General features: G+C 41.8%; 14 protein-coding genes. 3 read left to right on the top strand and 11 right to left on the bottom strand.

Annotated elements, in window-relative coordinates; genetic code table 11:
• The first annotated feature begins 134 nt into the window (after positions 1-134).
• Positions 135-1,391 carry a nucleotidyltransferase family protein gene (locus BLS20_RS04605; RefSeq protein WP_090172730.1) on the top strand — a complete coding sequence of 419 codons (1,257 nt, stop codon included), beginning with the start codon at positions 135-137 and terminating at the stop codon, positions 1,389-1,391.
• Positions 1,392-1,670: 279 nt separating this feature from the next.
• On the opposite strand, the gene BLS20_RS04600 is transcribed toward BLS20_RS04605, so the two are convergent.
• On the bottom strand, positions 1,671-2,297 hold the full coding sequence (locus BLS20_RS04600; protein WP_090172728.1) for a cytidylate kinase-like family protein: 627 nt from the start codon (positions 2,295-2,297) through the stop codon (positions 1,671-1,673).
• A 36-nt stretch (positions 2,298-2,333) separates the two neighbouring features.
• Positions 2,334-6,044 (bottom strand): MMPL family transporter, encoded by a 3,711-nt coding sequence (locus BLS20_RS04595; RefSeq protein ID WP_176762289.1) that lies wholly within the window; start codon positions 6,042-6,044, stop codon positions 2,334-2,336.
• A 201-nt stretch (positions 6,045-6,245) separates the two neighbouring features.
• Here BLS20_RS04595 and BLS20_RS04590 point away from each other — a divergent pair, with 201 nt between their 5' ends.
• Positions 6,246-6,824, top strand: coding sequence for a TetR/AcrR family transcriptional regulator (locus BLS20_RS04590; RefSeq protein ID WP_090172723.1), 579 nt, complete (start codon positions 6,246-6,248; stop codon positions 6,822-6,824).
• A 41-nt stretch (positions 6,825-6,865) separates the two neighbouring features.
• Here BLS20_RS04590 and BLS20_RS04585 read toward each other — a convergent pair whose 3' ends face one another.
• The 7 genes from BLS20_RS04585 to BLS20_RS04555 form a co-directional block, all read right to left on the bottom strand.
• Positions 6,866-8,656: an ABC transporter ATP-binding protein gene (locus tag BLS20_RS04585; RefSeq protein WP_090172721.1), complete on the bottom strand. Its 1,791-nt coding sequence runs from the start codon at positions 8,654-8,656 to the stop codon at positions 6,866-6,868.
• A gap of 12 nt (positions 8,657-8,668) precedes the next feature.
• A complete protein-coding gene (locus BLS20_RS04580; RefSeq protein ID WP_090172719.1) occupies positions 8,669-8,956 on the bottom strand; it encodes a PqqD family protein in 288 nt (95 codons plus the stop codon).
• Positions 8,957-8,969: 13 nt separating this feature from the next.
• Positions 8,970-10,385, bottom strand: a complete 1,416-nt coding sequence (locus tag BLS20_RS04575) for a hypothetical protein (RefSeq protein ID WP_090172718.1) — start codon at positions 10,383-10,385, stop codon at positions 8,970-8,972.
• Between the two features lie 11 nt (positions 10,386-10,396).
• Positions 10,397-11,254: a hypothetical protein gene (locus BLS20_RS04570; RefSeq protein ID WP_090172716.1), complete on the bottom strand. Its 858-nt coding sequence runs from the start codon at positions 11,252-11,254 to the stop codon at positions 10,397-10,399.
• Entirely contained in the window at positions 11,251-12,366 is a 1,116-nt protein-coding gene (locus tag BLS20_RS04565; protein ID WP_090172715.1) for a radical SAM protein, read from the bottom strand. Before BLS20_RS04565 ends, BLS20_RS04570 begins: the two co-directional genes overlap by 4 nt.
• 89 nt (positions 12,367-12,455) lie before the next feature.
• Complete coding sequence (locus BLS20_RS04560) at positions 12,456-12,932, bottom strand: hypothetical protein (RefSeq protein WP_090172713.1); 477 nt, start codon at positions 12,930-12,932, stop codon at positions 12,456-12,458.
• A 240-nt stretch (positions 12,933-13,172) separates the two neighbouring features.
• On the bottom strand, positions 13,173-15,401 hold the full coding sequence (locus tag BLS20_RS04555; RefSeq protein ID WP_090172711.1) for an alpha/beta hydrolase fold domain-containing protein: 2,229 nt from the start codon (positions 15,399-15,401) through the stop codon (positions 13,173-13,175).
• A gap of 475 nt (positions 15,402-15,876) precedes the next feature.
• Here BLS20_RS04555 and BLS20_RS04550 point away from each other — a divergent pair, with 475 nt between their 5' ends.
• The gene (locus BLS20_RS04550; RefSeq protein WP_090172709.1) at positions 15,877-16,800 is read left to right on the top strand and encodes an AEC family transporter; all 924 of its coding nucleotides are present in this window, start codon (positions 15,877-15,879) and stop codon (positions 16,798-16,800) included.
• Positions 16,801-16,884: 84 nt separating this feature from the next.
• Here the strand turns inward: BLS20_RS04550 and clpX are convergent, their stop codons facing one another.
• Positions 16,885-18,375 (bottom strand): ATP-dependent Clp protease ATP-binding subunit ClpX, encoded by a 1,491-nt coding sequence (gene clpX / locus BLS20_RS04545; RefSeq protein WP_090172707.1) that lies wholly within the window; start codon positions 18,373-18,375, stop codon positions 16,885-16,887.
• Between the two features lie 35 nt (positions 18,376-18,410).
• Positions 18,411-19,841, bottom strand: coding sequence for an Asp-tRNA(Asn)/Glu-tRNA(Gln) amidotransferase subunit GatB (gene gatB / locus BLS20_RS04540; protein WP_090172705.1), 1,431 nt, complete (start codon positions 19,839-19,841; stop codon positions 18,411-18,413).
• Positions 19,842-19,843: the final 2 nt, after the last annotated feature.

Raw genomic sequence — 19,843 nt, 5'->3', positions numbered from 1 at the left:
CCCCCGTCTAAGATAAAACTACTTCTCATTATAGGTAACCCGCCCGTTTTCGTCTACAAATTCTTGTATGTTGAACTTAAGTCCGATATAATAAAGACAACTATACAACGTAAGTACCAGAAAGAGATTATGATATGACAAAATACCGGTATTTATTCCTGGAGGCATTAAGAGCCTCCCTTTTTGAGGAACAACTTCATATTCCAAACGACATAACACGTGAAGATTGGGAACAGCTTTTTAAGCTGGCTTCCGACCAAAACGTTCTCCCATATATCACACCATCTTTTTTGAAAGAACCGGCCTTTATCGAGTTATGCGCGGATTACATCCCTATCCTACGCTCTAATATGATGCAGGCACTTTCGTATCAATCCCAAAATGACCAGCATTTTCTCCATATGTATCAATTCTTATCTGCAAAAGGTCTTTTCCCGATTGTTGTGAAAGGAATCGTCTGTAGAAGCATTATTCCAAACAGCGAGCTGCGCATCTCTTCCGATGAAGATCTTTATATTCCGCAAGGTAGCTATAAAGCATACAAGGAGGCTTTGTCTGAACTCGGAATGCAGCTTTTACCTCACAGCAAAGAAGTCGAAGACTCTTCCTATGAAGTCGGCTATCATCTACCCAATACCGCCTTTCAGGTTGAAATTCATAAAGGATTGTTCAACAAGGATTCGCAAGCCTTTCGTAATATGAACCATCTCTTCGAAGATGCCTTTGCAAATGCGATTATCATAAACTGCAAGGGCACCAACATTCGTAGCATGGCTCCAACCGACCCTCTGCTCTTTTTGATTCTTCATGCCTTAAAGCATTTTTTGGGTGGTGGATTTGGTATTCGTCTGGTAGCTGATATCTGTATGTATGCACTAGCTTATGGCAGTCAGATTGATTGGGTGCAGCTTCATAAACGCTGTCTTTCTTCTCACAGCTTCATCTTCGCTGCCGGTTTATTTCAGATTGGAAAGGAATATCTTGGATTTGATTATGAAAAAGCCTGCTATCCTGTCTTTTGGCAAGAGCAAGGCCCGGATGACATAGAGCCTTTGCTTGATGATTTACTAGATGCCGGCATCTTTGGCGCCAGCAATATGACGCGTAAACATTCTGCCAACATGACGGTACAGGCGTATTCTTCTCGCGGCGACGGCAAGCCCGTCACTTCCGGACTATTACGTTCTGCTTTTCCGCCTCTTGCGGCAATGCAACACAAGTATCCGATGCTAAAGCAGCATCCGGCCTTGCTGCCTTTTGCCTGGCTTGACCGTATCGCCAAATATCGTAAGGAGACCGCTAAGCATAATCCGGATAATAACGCCGCGGATTCGATTAAGATTGGTAAGCAACGGATTGAACTGATGCGTAAGTATGGACTGATTGATTAAGTGGTTTGTTTTGGTTGTGATTGCGGGCGGAAGGTGGTTCCCGGGAGTTGGATTGTAACTTTTGAAAGCTTTTATCCTAAAAAAGTTACAAATTGTACCTCCTAGCTCGGCATGCTGCGTCTTTTTTGTAACTTTTATCCGTCCTCAATACAAAAAAGTTACAAACCCTAGAGCCAGCGGCTCTATACAAGAAATATTATCTTACCCATCCAAAGCCAAACAGCGGCAGATCGGTGCGGGGAGAAAGCCATCACTCCCTCCCCCGCAGACGAATCACACCTACTGATGCTCCTGTATATGCTCATACAAATCACAAATCATATTCACCGTTCCCTCTCGGCTGCGACTTGAAGAATTGATACATACATCATAATCCGATGGTTTCCCCCAATCCTTGCCGGTGTAATAGTTATAATAATTCTTCCTCTTTTTATCCGTCTTTCGAATCAAATCAGACGCCGTCTTTCCATCTAATGATTCACGCTTTACAACACGCTTAATCCGATCTTCCATCGGTGCACAGATAAATATCGAAAGCACATCAACCGGAAATTCATTGGCATCGCTTAAAATCTGATCCGCACATCGACCAATAATTACACAAGAACTTTCCTGCGCTTTCTTCAAAATCAGTTTCTCTTGCATTGCATGAACAATTTCACTCGCATTCATGCCATAATACTTCTTTTCTTTTCCCTCGTAAAACACTTCAAAGAACAACGAGTTTGGAACCTTCTCATCCACCTTACGAAGTATGTCCTTTGGAAGATCCGTATCCTTAATCGCTTCTTCCATCAGTTCCTTATCGTAATACGGAATTCCCAATTTCTCCGCAACCGCCTTTCCGATTGCTCTACCATCACTACCATACTGACGACCGATGCAGATAACTTTATTCTTTGCCATAGTCTTCTCCTCCCTTTCTAGTCATGACATTTTGTCTTATTCCGTCTTCGATGCCCGATTCTTCCCGCATACCAACTTGTCAAAGACAGCCAGCGTTCCCGGAAGAATAAACAGGATCAGAATTACGGCAGTTAACGTTCCAAGCGATATCGTCTGACAGATCTGACCGATCGTCGGATCGCTGAACGCAAAACTCATAATAAATGTAACTAAAATCATAATAAGGCCGGAAGTCATAATCGTATGGATTGCACCGGAATAGGCACCGTATAGCGACTGCTTTATGGATTTCGTTCTACGATTCTCACGATAGTAATTCGTAAATAGAATTCCATAGTCGATTGTCGCACCCATCAGGATACTTTGCACAATCAAAAGCGCCAGATAATTAATGCTCATATCTCGAAGCCCCATGCTCGACTGCATCACATAAACCGCTGTCTGAATCAGCAATACCAAGATTACCGGAACTGCGGCATTTCGAAATGTAATCAATACCACTATGAAGATTGCAATCGCCGTAAGAAGCGTAATCTTGTTCAGCTCTAAAGAGAAGGTTTGATTCATCTCATACGCCATCTCGGTGTTACCAATCAGGTAATAAGAATCCTCTCCAAGCTCCTCATCAAACGAATCATGAAGCTTATCCAGATAAGCAAATGTCTCCTCAGATTCCGCATCAAGCGTTGTTGAAATCATAGCCAGATTGTAATCCTTTCCAACAAGCGATTCCACCGCATCTTCAATGGTTTCCTTGGCATCGTCAAGCTCTTCCTTATTGGACGAATCAATCACATCATCAAAACGGTCATCTTCCATTACTTCATCGCTCATGCAATGAATGAAATCTTCAAAAGACATGGTCCATGAATCATCATACGCTTCCTGGCTAAAGTAATACATGTAGAGAAGTTCGAGCTGTTCTTCATCCATGTCATCGCTCATGCCACTCATCAACTTGGCCATTTCTTTACACGAATAAGCCTTGCCGGATACAACGGCTTTAACCATCTTGGCTCCACTCTTAAGATCCTTGGCATCTTCCTTATCAATCTCATCCGCGTAGTCGTCATTGGTAAGCACTTCATCATTTAAAAATGTGATAAATCCATACGGTGAAAGCGTCCAACTGTCTGCTTTATCATTCTCGTATAAGTACAAGGTATAAAGCATCTTGGCCTCATCATTTCCTACTCCTATCATATCACTCATTTCAGAAGCCGTAAATGTTTTCCCATCCACGGACGCGTCCATAATCTTCTTAAGCGTCTTCATCTGTTTGAGCTCTGATTTGCTCATGGAACCGCTAAAATCAGCCTGGTGATTTAAGATGTAATTGACCACCTGCTGCATCGACAACTTCCAGGTATTTTTCTTAGAACCCATGTCATGATAAGCGTACAACATCTTCATATCTGAAGCATCCATGCTCATCAATGCAGCTGCGTCCTTATAGCTAAGCTTCGTGCCGGATACGGTAAGGTTCATCATCGACTGAAGCTGTCCTAATGACTCCAGCGCACTTGCATCAAACATTGCAGCATAATTTTCATTTGATGCCACATCCGTCAAAATGAAATTCACAAACTCATACTCGCTCATCTTCATCTTCGCAGCTTCCATGTACATCTCCTGCTGCGTCATCTGCGTGGTTGCAGAAGACATGACTTTCAGCATAAACAGCTGGGTAACGGTCTCTTCGTCCATGGAGAATGCCTTTGCCAGTTTGGCCGCACTCTTTTTCTTGCTGATGGCGCTCTTATTTGCATAATGCTTCAAGGAAGCAAGCTGACTCTTCGCGGATTTATCCATATTAGAAGAAAGCGTTTCATCATTTACCACATCCGTATTTAAAAACTGCACCAGGTCGTGGAACGTCATCTTGCTAAGCGATGTATCCTGCGATGCGAAGTAACTGACATATAAAAGCTTCGCCTGGGACTTATCCATCTCAAGCATACCCGCAAGATCTGAGTATGTGCGCTTCTTCGTTACCTTCGCCTTGTCGGTGTAGGTAAGAAGCTGCTTCATCTGCTTGATATTCTCAGCGGAAAACTCACTGCTGTAATCCGGGTCTTTTGCAACGTCATTTACAATAAAGTCAGCAAAGTCACGTATCGAAAGCTTACCGGTGTTAATGCCTCCATGTTCAATATAGTAAAACAGATAGAGCTGCTCAGCCTGCTCTTTATCCATCTCAAAAAAATCTGCCATCTCTAAAGCCGTTTTCTCCTCTAAGAGCGCTTCTTTATTCGCAAACTTGCGGATCTGTTCTTCGTTATCCTTAACAGAATCGTCCATCTCATCTGCAAAGGTATCGTTGTTCATGACATCATCCACGATGAAATTCATCAGATTCGCCGCCGGAATATTTCCGACTTCCCCACCAGTAAAATGATAATAATACATCATCTTCATGGTATCTTCATCGAGCTCGGTTCCCATATCCACGTCGTCCATGTCCGCCAGCTCGTCGGCAAGCTCTGCTGCCGTATATTGTTTGCCGATTGAAATCGAATACGACTGCACACTGTCTACATTTTCATCATCTCCGAGTGCCGTCAGCATATCCGTTGCCTTGTCGTCTTGATCGTTTTCATATACCATTACGATGTCATTCGTATCCGGGAAGATTTCGTCAATCTCCGACGGAGACTCATTTAAGAAGGTAATTGCGGTATTTCCCTTCAGCATAAATGCCAGTACAAACAATACGGCAAATGCCACCAAGACCACATGCTTTGCGTTAAAGCTGAATCCGGCAAATGGTTTCATCGGCGGCTGTGGCACTTTCTTTCCGGTCTTGAAGATCAGGTTGTGGAACATCAAAATGAGTCCCGGAAGCACGGTAAAGATACAGATCATACTGATGAATACACCCTTCGCCAGCACAATTCCCATATCCTGTCCAATCTTAAAGCTCATAAAGACAAGCACCAGCATTCCTACAATGGTCGTTATCGCACTACTCGTAATAGAAGAAAATCCATTTTGAATTGCTTTTCGCATTGCGTCTTTTTTATTTGGCGTTATCGTAAGCTCTTGCCGGTAACGATTCATCAAAATGATGGAATAATCCATGGATAATACCAACTGCAGCACCGCTGCAATCGAATGCGTCGTATTCGATACCCCCGATAAGAATGCGTTGGTTCCCATGTTCAATAACACAGCGACACCAATCGTAATGATAAATAGAATCGGCTCTACCCATGACTGACACATCACAAATAAGATGGCAATCATTACCAGTACCGCAACCAGCATTGAGCCGATTGGAATCTCCATCGCGGTTGAGTCAAATTGCGCCGTATAATCCTCGGATTCGACATATCTTGTCTTCACTTCATCGGTTACCGATGCCAATTCATCACTGCCGTCCTCATACGGAATCGCAAGTTCATATAGCGTATAAACACCGTTATTATAATCTTCATCATCGATGTCATAGGCGACTTCATCCACATATTCGATGCTTTCTAGCTCTTCTTGCATAGACTCTTTTTCATCCTGCGTAAGCCCGGTAAACATCAGCCGAATTGTTGAATCCGTCATCGACACATCCGGAAATTGCTCTTCTAATGTCTCAAGCCCCTGCTTCATTGCAGAATTCTCCGGCAGATACTTTGTCATATCGTAGATGACATTCACCTTTGGAATCAGCAATACGCAAATCACCGCAAGGAGTATAAAAACGCCCAGGATGATCCGATTTCTCTTTATTAAAAATTCAGATAGCTTTTTCATGTATCTCTCCACCTCGCCTCTTGATCTTCGTTCCTCTCTTTTCGTCAAGACTCGCTTGAAAAAGTGTACATGTGTTAATATAATAGACATGTGTTGCTTTTTCAACCAACTGTTTTTTAAAATTGGCTATTATTGCAACACATACTGGCATTTTGTAGTCGATAATTTCTAAATATTGCATTAAGTGGGGGAAATTAAGAGATGAATGTAAAGAATAATCGAAGAGCGAAGATGACAAAAGAAATGTTAAAGGAAAGTCTTTTAGAGCTTATGCGGACCACGCCGCTACCCAAGATTTCCATCCGAACTTTGTGTGAACACGCAGACATCAACCGTTCTACCTTCTATAAGTATTATGGTTCTCAGTACGATCTGTTTCATGCAATTGAAGACGATCTTCTTCTTCGCATTGATGAAACACTAGCGACGCTCGACCAGGACCCGGCAGATAACTCGGCGCCCCTCATTAGCCTGCTTGATTATCTAAAAGAGAATCTTGAAATCTGTCAGCTTCTTATGACTTCTGATGTAGACCCGGAGTTTCCAAAGAAACTGCTATTTCGCACATCTATTCAAAGCACGATTAACGAGTCTTTAAGCAAATATTCTAAAACCATGGATCTCTACCTAAGGGAATACCTGCTTGCCGGAGAATTCCGCATTATCCATCAGTGGCTACAACGCGATTGTAAGGAATCATCGGAATCCATCGTAAAGCTCCTCATTTCCCTTGGCAATGCAACCATTAACCCATCTTTTGACATAGATGTATTTACGTAAAAAAATCACCCCTGTCCGAAACCCCGGACAGGGGTAATTACTTATAGATTCTCATAAGGCACTTCTTCAAGTACCGCTTCATTAATTCGATAAATTCTCTGACACATCGAAAGCACGCTCGGCCTGTGTGTCGACACGATGCAGGTCTTATTTGGACGCTGTTTGATAATATTGGAAAGCACCTGTGCTTCCGTCTCTTCATCCAGCGCACTTGTTGCCTCATCCAAAAGCAGAATCGGTGCATCGCGAAGTACCGCTCTTGCAATTGCAATACGCTGAACCTGTCCTTCTGACAATCCGCGACCACGTTCCCCTAATTTTCCATTAATTCCATCCGGAAGCGTTTCCACATAATCCCAGGCGCATGCAATTTTAAGCGCTTCCACAATTTCTTCATCCGTCGCATCATTTTTTACAACACGAAGATTCTCTGCAACCGTACCAGCCAGCATAGTATTTCCCTGTGGTACATATGAAAAAAATTCACGAAGATCGGCATTCATCGGATACGCCGAACCATCTGAAGCCTCTATTAACGCTTCACCTTCCTGCGGATGAATAAGTCCTAATATCAATCGAAGCATTGTTGTCTTTCCCTGCCCACTTGGACCGATCAAAGCTACAATTTCATTTGGCTGCGCCACGAAATCAAGTCCTGTAATGATTTGATTATCTTCTACATAAGAAAAATCAACCGTCTTCATGCGAACCGTAAATCCATCTTTTGCTAACGGGCGCAGCTTTTCAGCCGATTCCGGATCATGCACTTCCTTTGGAAGATCCACAATTTCACGAATTCGATGTGCCGATACCGCACTGCTAATCATGCTCGGGAAAATCCCGATGATGGAGCTAAACGAACTTGCCAGCTTACCGCTTTGTGATAGGATAACCGACATCTCACCATAAGTAATTACGCGCTCCCACATGCGAAACAGACAATACAAAAAGGCTATCATACTAACACTTGTTGATAACGATGACAAGCCAAGATTCAACTTAATGGTATATAAGTTATATTCAAGATTGTAATCCTTATACTTTTGCTGCCATCCGCGAAGTTCATTTTCATAATGATTGGTAACGCCAAAACTCTTAATCGAATCAAAGTTATAAAACGTCTCGGTTTCAAAACTCATCATACCGGAGTTCATTTCCATAACCCGTTTTTGATATTCTCGTGACTTTCTCATTACCCGCCTGCTTACCAGCAAAAGAACCGGAGAAGTTGCAAATGCAAAAATCGCCATCACCGGATCATAGGAAAGCAACACCACAAAGGTTGCAACAAATGTATAAATCGCAATAATGACATTCGGCACCCAGGATACTGCGTTACCGGCTATCGTTCCGACATCTGAATTAAAACGGTTTAGCAAATCACCGTTTTGATACTCTGTCAGCTTTTGCCAGTCGGAGTCAATAATCTTATTAAAAATCTCTGCCTGAATATCATTGTTCACATAAATACTGATTTTTAGATTAAAACGACCTAAAATACTGTCGCTGATCATACTAAATAAAGTACTGGCTACCATTGCCAAAATCAGCAGCCATAATTTTGAATATTGATAACCGGTAATAATATCAATCAGCTTCTGTCCAATAACCGCCGCAACAAGTGACAGTGTAGAACCGGATAATCCCAATAGTGTATAAAATACAATAATCCACTTATACTTCTTACTGTATGAAAAGATCCATTTCCAGTCATCAATAAACTCCGTATAAGTTCCATCGCCAAACTTCTCAAACAAGAATTTTACTGCCTGTGACTTTAGCAACTTATTAAGCCCACGAAATTCATCGTTTTGCTTATTGTTATTTCCCATAAATCAACTTCCCTATTCTTCCTCTAATTCCGGAACCTCCATAATCATCTGCTTTTTGTACAGTTCCTTCGAATACCCATACACGTCCTCACGCGCAGTCTGCTCATCCACATCAAACTCCTCCATAAGACGTGTCACAATCTGCTCAAGATTGTCGCACTGATCATACTGATCCCAGATAAATGCAGCGGTCTGCGTCATTGTAATCATTCCACTAATGACCGACGCCATCTCCCCCGTCGGAACAAGAATATATTCCCCGGCTAACTCTCGCTTAATAAAATCTGAATTCGTTCTCATCTTATCCCTCTCCTTAATAAACGTAAATAAATATACTTCCGCCTAGCTTGAGATATACCTCTGCCAATTGAAATCCATCTAACTCCTGCCCCTTAAATCCTCGCTCCGTAATAAGCAAGACATTTATTTCCTCTTCATGATTCTTATAGCGCTCTACTTCTTCGCTCACTTCATCTAGATATGCCGACAGATTCGTCTGATCTGTAAAATATTTTTGCTTTGGCATATAATCAATCATCAAAAAGAAAGAAAGATCTGTATCTATCATACCATATTGCGGATTATCATTGTTACTGATAAATTCCTTAAGGTCCGCATAGAAATCACTGTGCGCCCTTGGAATCCCCGTCGCAAGTGTCTCCATATAATTTTTGATTGGCACAAGGCTGACCGCTATCGTTATTAAGACACCCAAAGCCATGCACACTTTTTTGGCCATTCCAAAATCCATATACTTATCATATAAAGCCAGCGCCAGCGGCACCGCGATTATGATGTGAAGATAATGCACTCCATCTATTTCCAGCAAGAGGAGATTAAGTCCCACAATAATCGTGCCGACCAATATCGCATATCCCATCTTCTTTTTCTTTTTTATCAGCAATATTCCACCTACAAACAGCGGCAATAACAGCAGACATTTTACACATTTATGCAAAATAACAAGCACTGATAAATCCGCTCCAAGCATCTTGATTGGAACAATGATCCAGCCTTGCAACATATCTTCCGTGGCACCATTCGCCGCATACACAAGAACAAGCAATATCATCGGAACCGCAATCCCTGCAATACTACAAAGAATCGCTTTTCCTTTTTGGTTTGCATATGTCCCGATACAGATTAGAAGCGCCACCATCAGCATATAAACCGGCGAAGCCTCCGTTATATTTATCATAACCGCGGCTCCCGTCAATAGTCCCCCTACAAAAGCCAAAGACTTTTTGACATTTCGCGTCTTGCGCAAGCGCACAATCATCCATAGCAAAACCGCCTCTATCGCAAGCAAATACTCATTCATGCTATTTCCGCCACTCACTAATGCCACATACGGAATCAGCGATATCCAGGTAAAGATACGCGCTTTTTTCTTCGTCGTCATTTGCTCAAGTGCCCGTCGAACAAATACCAGATAAATAAAAACCGTAATGATTTCCATCACAAACAAGCCCACCCGGCTTCCGGACAAGTATCCTGCTGCCTGAATCACAAAGAAAAACGGTCCTCCAACCATAAACAGATCACGATACGGAACCGCCGCTCCTTGTGCCCAGCTTTTTCCAATCATCATTGCCGCTGCCGCATTATTTCCTGTATAATTCCCCATCAAAAGAGAATAGATTGGACTCGTTCTCATCGAAAATAAAAGAACCAGTATTACCGCGATTACAATCTCTATTATTTGTAAGCATATCTTATTCGCTTTCAAGTTATGACCTCCTAAAGCTGCAGTGCCTCTTTTAGTACCTGCACCGCAGTTTCATCTTTCGTACAGGTGTATTGATACACCGGTATACTACTTATTAAATCTTCAATTTTATTCATAACCCGATTCGCATATTCCTTATGATACAACGGCGTTGTAATCTGTGGCATTACTTCTCGAAATGCCTGCGCTCCCTTAAGTTGTTTCAATGCATTATCCGTTCCCTGATGAAGCATAACAATTGCGTACAGCGATTCACGTCCTTTGCGATGAATGTTACTGCTTCCACACATCGGACATCCGCATACCTGCCATACTCCGTCTATCTTCCTTAGCGCTGAGCGGTCTCCATTTAACACTTGTGCGCCACACATTTTCTCCCACAATTCCGCCTGTGTACTCTTGCCCGCTCCAGAAACACCCGAAAACACCAGTCCTCTTTCTCCTATTTTCAAATGACTCGAATGCAGAACGATTGTGTCAAATTGCAACAATACAATTTCCGGACACATATACATAAGAAGTTCAAATCCCTCTTCCGCTCGCTGCGCCAAGATATCCGAACTGCTAAAATAACAGGTTCCTTCTTTTTCTCCCACAACCGAAACCTCGGTATAGTATTGATCCTCCCACAAAAACGCTCGGCAATATTGACCATTATCATCTACATATTCATCAGACCACAGACTTTGTCCTATCTTGGTCTTTCCATCCAAAAATTGCGGTATGTTGTCAGTCTGTTGAAAATGAAATACGAAATCCGCCTTCTTTTGTTCACATCTAAAATCTTCTCCATTATGCGCAAAAAAGGGAAATGGACTGTCAATCTTAATTACTATGTCCGCAATTTCATAATAGGTTTCATAATTCATAGTCCTTTTAACTCCTCATACTCTTTTTTTATCAATCTTGCATATTCTTTTGCCATTTCACACAAATATTTTGGCGTTCCTCCTACATCGGATGTCTCACAATAGGCCGCTGCCACGCATACGGAACAAATACACCGATACGGGCATATCCGGCATTCCATCGAAACCTCTATCTGCTCTGTTTGAGAAACAAGTTGGTCCCATGCTCTTTTAAATGATACCTTATTTAGATCAATCTGTTCATAATTCGAAATGCCGCATCCGGATATTCTCCCTTGATAATCCACCCAGCTACTAGCCAATCCTCCACGGCACAATATGCCTTTTCGCCCATATGCTCCATAGATTTTCGGATTATCAAATGTGTTGCAAAGCAATTCAAATGCCTGCTTTCGATTGGCCGGGTTTTGAAGCTGTCTGCATACATTCCAAAAAGCCACTTCAGCGGCTTTTCGCGGTGTCAAGCGGTAACTCGCTGTCCCCATACGTTCTTCCTTGCGATAAGGAGGGAACATATAATGCGTCATCTTAAGCGGCACTTCCCATTCTTCGGCCAACTGTGCAATCGCCTCTTTTTCATGCACATTATCCGGTACCATCGTTGTATGCAATTCTACTTTCATCCCTCTATCAAGAAGCCTTTGAATCGCTTGCGACACTTTACTAAATCCCCCCGGCATGCCGCATAGTTTCTCATAAGTCTCATCACTTGCTCCATACAAACTGATATTTACCTGATAGGGGTAGATGGTCATAAGAAAATCTGCCATCTTATCATCAATTAAAGTTCCATTCGTATTTAATGCAATATGCACCGGTTTCTTGGCAAGTCGCTCCATCAGCTCCCGAAACCATGGATAAGTCAGCGGTTCTCCTCCTGTCACAAGTAAAAACAGCAATCCCTCTGCTATCATCTCATCACAGAGCGAGTCCCAAAACTCTACTTTCTTGATTTGTTCCTTCGACAAATTCTGATGCACAATATAGCACATCTTACAGCGCATATTACAAGTCGGAAGAAGCTCAAATGTTGACGAAATCGGAATTCTTTGCTCTAATGCTTTTTGCGTTAATCTCTCAGCCGCCCCGCCAAACATACTAAGTGCATCCATACAACCCCTCCTGCTTGTATTCTGTTCGCAAAAAAGGAGATCGAACGCGCCGACCTCCTTTCGCTGATTCTTAATATGAAATTATGATTCTACCAGCTTGAGCTTACGCTGGTTGTACTAATTACCGGTGCTACCATTGCATGCATTCGGCTTGCACCCTCATTTACAATATAATTGCTTTTCACAGACCAATTACCCTTGCTGGTATTACGTCCGTTATTATCAGATTCTGCATATAACAGACCATCTCCGGAAGAGTAATTTACAACTAAATATCTCTTACTTCCTGATTGCTCTGAAGTCCAAGTTGCCATGCTGGAGTTATGATTCGAATGCGAACTTCCGCCTCTATATTTCGCAGTCAAAACACCACCGGCATATCCAACCTGTGTTCCACAGTTGCTAGCAATTGTAGAATTAATAATATTACTTGCGTAATCTACATTCGGTCCTTTCATACAGTCAAAAGCCCATGATGTGTTTTTATCAACTGTACAAGTGGATACCGCTTGATTTGGCACAAATAATTCAATCTCCATCTGAGGAGTCATGTATGTTTTCTTCATAAAATCAATCCTCTTCTTTCTTTGAAAACAAAACAATATTTACCTTAAAACTCACTTTTATCCACCTATAATATATCATGTTTTCTTATATGCCGTCAATCCTATATCATACAAAAAAACATTATCATCTTGAGACGATTGCCCCTTTTCATCGTGCTTTTACCATGTCTTTTCTCTCACTCTAGCAAATATGCCATCCGAAATCCATCGGATGGCATATTCCATGTTTTTTTAGAAAACTTATTTTTTAATTTTAATCTTAATAGTCACGGTAGCTGCCTTGTAATTTGTGGTTGCGGCTGCTTTTACCTTAACTTTATAAGTTCCGGCTGCTGCATTTTTCTTAATTACAATCTTGCCGTTTTTCACTGTCACATTACCCTTCTTACCGGTTGGATAAGAAACACTATATGTAACTTTTCCTTTTGCCGAAGCACCAATCTTAATCGTCTGCTTTGCTTTACTCACTTTCGAACGACTATACGTATAGCTTGTCTTTGAAGAATGCTTGATTGTCTGCTTAGCCTTCGTAATCTTGAAGGTTGCAGTAACTGTTCCGGTATAATCCCCCTTACCGGTTATCGTAACGGTTGCTGTTCCAACATTGGTATTCTTCGTATAAGTCACATCGTAATCATCTTCATCGAGAACGGTTCCATCTGCAAGTGTTACCACAACATTTGGTGTCTTTTTCTTTCCGTCATAGGTATAAGAATCCTTTGCAAGTGTAACCTCAGCTCCCTCAATTGATGTAGGCGCATCAGCCTCTGCAATAGAAGCATCCAGCCATGTCATAGCTTCTTGCACATCATAATTTCCTGAATGTGGTTTCAGCCATGCAAATTCGAAATTAACATCCTCAATCGAATCGTCATTGGTAAGTGCATAACGAAGAATTGTCTGCAATGCAAATGATGTATCACGATCTGCCATGCCATGTCTTACATACCAGTATTTCGCTGATTCTCCGGCATCTGAACCGGAATCATCTGTCAGATAAGAAATCGGTGTTGTCATGCGAAGCTGTGCTGCAAGTGTCTTACCTGCTTTTGTCTTCAGATAACGATCAAAGCTTAGACCGGTATCATCAAGACCAACTCCATTTCCTAATGTTGCATCATTATTCCATGAATAGAATTCATATGGGCTATATGCCACTGATGTAGAACCATATAAAGAATCTTCATTTTGCTGTGCAATTCCAAGTCCCTTGTTTGAGAATGCGCAGGCAACTTTTAATTTTACATTTCTTCCAATCCAATACAGATACTGATCATAGTCAAAATCATAACTTCCATCTTCATTAATCGTCAGCCATGGTGTCCAATTATCGCTTCCTGAAGTATACTGACTTGTTGTGTTGGCTCTTGTTGGTGCAGCTGTAGAATCTGTTGTCATCTGTTCACTTCCAACTTCTTCAATAGATTCTGTAATCTCATCTTCCAAAAGTCCAACGATTGCATCTTCGAGATTATCCGATGTCAGTGGTGTACCATCATCAAGCGCAAGTCCAAGTCCATCCACATAATCACTGTACTGATCTGCCAATGCCGAAGAAGCCTTCATCATATCTTCTGCAGTATAAGACTCGGTAAAGGCATTTTGAAACTCCGCTGTGCCTTCTGAAATCATTGTCTGTCTGGTACTTCCATAAGTCCATTCATATGCCGCATCTGCTTCTCTCAAGTCATTAATTGGACAATATGCAATTGCTCCAAATACGTCATCCCCAATTGTCGATACATACTCTCCATCGCTTGTTTTTTCAATTCCGGCTGCTCCAATTTCATATAACGATTCATAATAATCAGAACTGTTACCGGAAGAAGCGATAATTGTTGTCAAGGCTCCTCCTCCCGATGTTCCGGTAACAACAATCTTGTCCATATCGCCGGCTCCAATTTCTTCAGCATTCGCACGAAGATATCGAATCACCGCTTTCGTATCGGTCATTGTTGCAGGTGCATGACTGATATAATTTCCATCAGAATCCGGATTATCGTTACGGCTTCTACATCCATAACTTACGATTATCATCCCTCTTTTCAATGCAGCACCAATAATATCCGAATCGTTCGTACTTACATATTCAGAACTATTTGTCATCTGGACCGTTCTGCCAGACCACGCATCTGCCTGCCAGCCCGCATTATTCACGCACAATAATACTGCCGAGTCCTCCGTCGCATTCTCCGGTACATAGATATCAACCGCCTGGTCAACACCGTCCCAATTCGTTCCGGTTCCGCATACATCCGTTGGATTTGCTACATATGCATCGATATACTCCTTCACGTTAAGTGATTGAGAGTCTAAGGATACTGTCAGATCATTAGTTGTTGCATCCGAAATAGACAATGCATCATCTTCTTGTCCTGTCGTCGCCAAAACCGGTGCTGCGCCTGTGCAGACCATCGCTACCGATAGTGCGGCCGGTAACACGCTTTTCCATAATTTTGTGTTTTTCATATAGTGAAAATACTCCTCTCATTTTTATTGTTTTAGCACCTTCTATAATCAACAACACCCTTTTTTCGTTTTAATCAGCTCCTTTCCGGATTATAGAAAACTGCCGAAAACACTTTTTTTGGAAACGCTTTCTATATGCATATCGCAGAGAACTACACCCCTATTGTCTCTGCGTATGTGCTCTTTTGCTATATTCTGTTATGTTTTTATTTGTCTTTTGTGCAATTATACCACCTTGAGCGCAGCCTTTTCAATATCGTTATGTATATTCTGTATATTTATACAATGTATACTTGGTATAGTTTTGGTAATCTTGTTCAATCAGCGTCTATTTTTTGTGTTACTTTAGTACTACCTGCCTTTTTTATGCAAACACCTGCGCTTAACTTTTGTTAACTGTACTTAATTTTTTTGCAAAATTGACTTTCCAAATTTCATTTGTTAGAATGTGTTAGTTGAAAAGAGGGATTCCATTATGGATTTATCAAAACCAATTTTATACATTTTATTAATTATCGCCGGCGCAGTTCTAAAAAAGGTCGGCTTTTTCAAAGCAGAAAATTCCAATCTGCTCGCAAAAATCATGATGAACTTTACACTTCCGGCTTCTATCGTAGTTGGTTTTTCCAATTTCGAGCGCGACACTTCTTTGTTTTTGCTGATTCCGATCGGGCTCCTTGCCGGTGTCATTCCGCTTATCATTGCATTTTTTGCAACAAAAAAACTCCCAAAAGAAACGAGAGCTTATTACATGCTTAACCTTGACGGGCGCAACATCGGATGCTTTGGTCTTCCGGTTCTGCAGACACTGTTTGGTCCTACCGCCACGGTTCTATGCTGTATGTTCGATATCGGAAACGCAATCAATATGGTAGCAGGCAATTATGCGATGACCACAACGATGCTCGATATTTATCCGGGCGGTGCCAAAAAGCGCATCCACCCCATCGTGTTATTATGTCAAAGAATGTTTTCTTCTTTCTGCCTCGATGTCTATCTGACCATGATGATATTAATGCTTTTCAATATCAAGATTCCCGCCCAAGTTGGAACCTTTCTTTCTCCTATTGCAAATGCAAATGCATTTATCGCAATGCTCATGGTTGGTATATTATTTGAATTTCATGCCAATAAGGATTTCCTATCTGATATTGTGAAATTAATTTTGGCCCATCTTGGCTTTTCTGTATTATTGGCCCTTTTTATGTTCTACGCCCTACCATTTTCTCTTGAATATCGCAAGATTCTTGTGCTTCTTTCCTTCGCACCAATCGGCGCTATGTGTTCGGTATTTACAGTGCGTTGCGGCGGAAGCGGCGCCAAAGCAAGCTGTGCCAATTCCATTAGTGTGCTGTGCTCCATCATAATCATGGTTGCCGGAAGCATCTTCTTGTTTTAACGCTCTCCTGACACCCTCCGCTTAAATCAAGCGCTCCGCAAAACGAAAAAAGCTCACATCCCGAAATGATGTGAGCTTTTTTGCTTATTCTATAAGACCAGCAACCCGCATTTCAATCTTCGGGCCACCCTTCTTTTCAATATAATCTTTGGTAATTGTCACGCGACCGATATTATCATCCTTTGGAATCTCATACATGATATCAAGCATAAATTCCTCGATAATGGAACGAAGCGCTCTCGCACCCACTTCCTTTTCCTTTGCCTTTTTTGCAATCGCATGCAGCGCTTCATCTTCAAACACAAGATCCACTTCATCTAATTGAAGTAGCTTTTGATATTGCTTGATGATGGCATTTTTAGGCTCTTTTAGAATCTTGACAAGCATTTCCTCTGTAAGCGCCTCCAACGAAAAGATAATCGGCAAACGTCCGATAAATTCCGGAATCATTCCAAAATTCTTGACATCTTCCACCGTTACCTGCTGTAATAGATTCTCCTCATTATCATATTTATCCTTAAGATCTGCCTTAAATCCCATAGATGACTGCTTATTCAAGCGTTCCTTGATAATATCTTCAAGGTCCGGAAATGCACCTCCACAGATAAATAAAATATTTCTCGTATCTACAGTTGTCATCGGCACCATCGCATTCTTACTGGTTGCTCCTACCGGCACTTCAACTTCTGAACCTTCAAGAAGCTTTAGCATCCCTTGCTGTACAGACTCTCCGCTAACATCGCGCTGGTTCGTATTCTTCTTTTTGGCAATCTTATCTATCTCATCAATGAAGATGATACCATGCTCTGCTTTATCGACATCATTATCTGCCGCAGCAAGAAGTTTTGAAACCACACTTTCGATGTCATCACCAATATAACCAGCCTCTGTAAGAGAGGTCGCATCGGTAATCGCCAACGGAACATCCAATAATCTTGCCAGCGTTTTAACAAGATAGGTCTTACCACTACCGGTAGGTCCAATCATTAGCATGTTCGACTTTTCAATTTCAATATCATCCATGGTTCCGGTTGCAACCCTTTTGTAGTGATTGTATACCGCAACAGACATCACTTTTTTCGCGTAGTCCTGACCTACTACATATTCATCCAGCTGCGCTTTAATCTTATGCGGTGCCGGAATATCTTTCAGGTCAATTAACGGCTGCGAATTCTTGTCCTTGGACTTTTTCTTAATTTTTTGTCTTTGCGGGAACATATCCTGCAAATCCGACAAATTCACCATGCTGATATTCGGAAAATGTCCACCCATATTTGGTCCAAAAATACTTCCTAGATGATTCGGATTATCCTTTTCCGTATTACTAATCGTATCAAGTGTCTTTTGCATACAATCATTACAGATACAGATTTCCGCTGTCATATGAATCATCTTACCGGCTTTGCTTTCCGGTCTTTGACACATGACACAGACATCCTCATAACGGTCATCTGTCTGCTCATCCGTCGGAGCATTCTCCGCAACATACGTAAAATCCGTTGTCACGTTCTCATCAATGACATCTGCTTCTTCCTCTTTCGTATCAACTTCCATATAATCATCATTTTTACTCATATATAACTCTCCTCACGCGTAAGGATCCTTTTTTATTACAACAATTCCTTTAGAATCTGGTTTACTTTACCCGGATTTGCTTTTCCCTTCATTGCCTTCATGGTCTGGCCAACCAAGAATCCAATTGCTTTTTCTTTTCCGTTTCGGTAATCTTCAACAGACTGTGGATTATCTGCAATAACTTTTTCTATCGTCTCACGCAGTGCGCCTTCGTCGTTAACCGTCTTAAGACCATGCTCTTCTACATATTTGTCAGGGTCGATATCCTCTGCAAAGATTTTTTCAAATACTTCCTTTGCAACCGAAGAGTTGACGGTTCCATCCTCCGTAAGCTTAATAAGGGCAGCAAGATTCTTAGGCGAGAACTTAATATCGTCTGCTTCCATTTCATTTTCCTTCAAAAGTCGCATCGTCTCTACCATCAGCCAGTTTGATACTTTCTTTGGTGCTGCACCAAGTTCACATGTTGCTTCAAATATATCGGCCATATGCTTAGATTCCGTAATAATCTGTGCATCATAATCCGGTATTTTATACTGCTCTTTATATCGAACAAGCTTCTCGCTTCGAAGCTCCGGCTGTTTCGCTTTGATTTCATCAATCCATTCCTGGCTAATCATAACCGGTACCAGATCCGGATCCGGGAAGTAACGATAATCCTGTGCATCTTCCTTCGAACGCATTGCATAGGAATATTCTTTGTTATCATCCCATCTTCTAGTCTCCTGAATAACCTGCTTTCCTTCCTCAATCAGCTCAATCTGGCGGGCACGCTCGCCTTCAATTGCTCTTGCAATTGCCTTGAAAGAATTCAGGTTCTTCATCTCAGTTCTTGTTCCAAACTCTGTTGCTCCAACTTCTCTGACCGAAAGATTCACATCCGCACGCATAGAACCTTCCTGCAATTTACAATCGGACGCTCCTAAATACTGTATAATCAAACGCAGTTTTTCAAGATAAGCAATTACCTCGTCTGCACTTCTCATATCCGGCTCAGATACAATTTCAATCAGCGGCACACCGGAACGGTTATAGTCAACCAATGAAACATCTTCCCACTCATCATGAATGAGTTTTCCGGCATCTTCTTCCATATGAATCTCATGTATGCCGATTGCTTTTGTTCCGGCAGGCGTCTCAATATCTACATGTCCATTTCTGCAAATCGGCAGATAAAGTTGTGAGATCTGATAATTCTGTGGATTATCCGGATAGAAATAATTCTTTCTGTCAAATTTATTCATGCGGGTAATCTCACAATTCGTTGCAAGACCTACCGCCATAGCATACTCCACGACCTTTTTGTTCAGTACCGGAAGAGATCCCGGCATACCGGTGCAGACCGGACAAGTATGGGTATTCGGCGCACCTCCAAACTGTGTTGTGCAGGCACAAAAAATCTTTGTCTTGGTTGCAAGCTCTACGTGAACCTCTAGACCAATGACGGTTTCGTATTGTTTACTCATGC

It is taken from the genome of Eubacterium oxidoreducens (genome assembly GCF_900104415.1).
In the GTDB taxonomy this organism is placed as follows: domain Bacteria; phylum Bacillota; class Clostridia; order Lachnospirales; family Lachnospiraceae; genus Eubacterium_C; species Eubacterium_C oxidoreducens.
The sequence above is the reverse complement of the archived record's forward strand: the minus strand, read 5'-3'. Positions and strand labels throughout refer to the sequence as shown.

What these genes read in the sequence shown, in the direction of transcription:
- BLS20_RS04605 (WP_090172730.1), top strand. Translation starts at nt 135, where the DNA reads ATGACAAAATACCGGTATTTATTCCTGGAGGCATTAAGAGCCTCCCTT.
- BLS20_RS04600 (WP_090172728.1), bottom strand. Translation starts at nt 2,297, where the DNA reads ATGGCAAAGAATAAAGTTATCTGCATCGGTCGTCAGTATGGTAGTGAT.
- BLS20_RS04595 (WP_176762289.1), bottom strand. Translation starts at nt 6,044, where the DNA reads ATGAAAAAGCTATCTGAATTTTTAATAAAGAGAAATCGGATCATCCTG.
- BLS20_RS04590 (WP_090172723.1), top strand. Translation starts at nt 6,246, where the DNA reads ATGAATGTAAAGAATAATCGAAGAGCGAAGATGACAAAAGAAATGTTA.
- BLS20_RS04585 (WP_090172721.1), bottom strand. Translation starts at nt 8,656, where the DNA reads ATGGGAAATAACAATAAGCAAAACGATGAATTTCGTGGGCTTAATAAG.
- BLS20_RS04580 (WP_090172719.1), bottom strand. Translation starts at nt 8,956, where the DNA reads ATGAGAACGAATTCAGATTTTATTAAGCGAGAGTTAGCCGGGGAATAT.
- BLS20_RS04570 (WP_090172716.1), bottom strand. Translation starts at nt 11,254, where the DNA reads ATGAATTATGAAACCTATTATGAAATTGCGGACATAGTAATTAAGATT.
- BLS20_RS04565 (WP_090172715.1), bottom strand. Translation starts at nt 12,366, where the DNA reads ATGGATGCACTTAGTATGTTTGGCGGGGCGGCTGAGAGATTAACGCAA.
- BLS20_RS04560 (WP_090172713.1), bottom strand. Translation starts at nt 12,932, where the DNA reads ATGAAGAAAACATACATGACTCCTCAGATGGAGATTGAATTATTTGTG.
- BLS20_RS04555 (WP_090172711.1), bottom strand. Translation starts at nt 15,401, where the DNA reads ATGAAAAACACAAAATTATGGAAAAGCGTGTTACCGGCCGCACTATCG.
- BLS20_RS04550 (WP_090172709.1), top strand. Translation starts at nt 15,877, where the DNA reads ATGGATTTATCAAAACCAATTTTATACATTTTATTAATTATCGCCGGC.
- clpX (WP_090172707.1), bottom strand. Translation starts at nt 18,375, where the DNA reads ATGAGTAAAAATGATGATTATATGGAAGTTGATACGAAAGAGGAAGAA.
- gatB (WP_090172705.1), bottom strand. Translation starts at nt 19,841, where the DNA reads ATGAGTAAACAATACGAAACCGTCATTGGTCTAGAGGTTCACGTAGAG.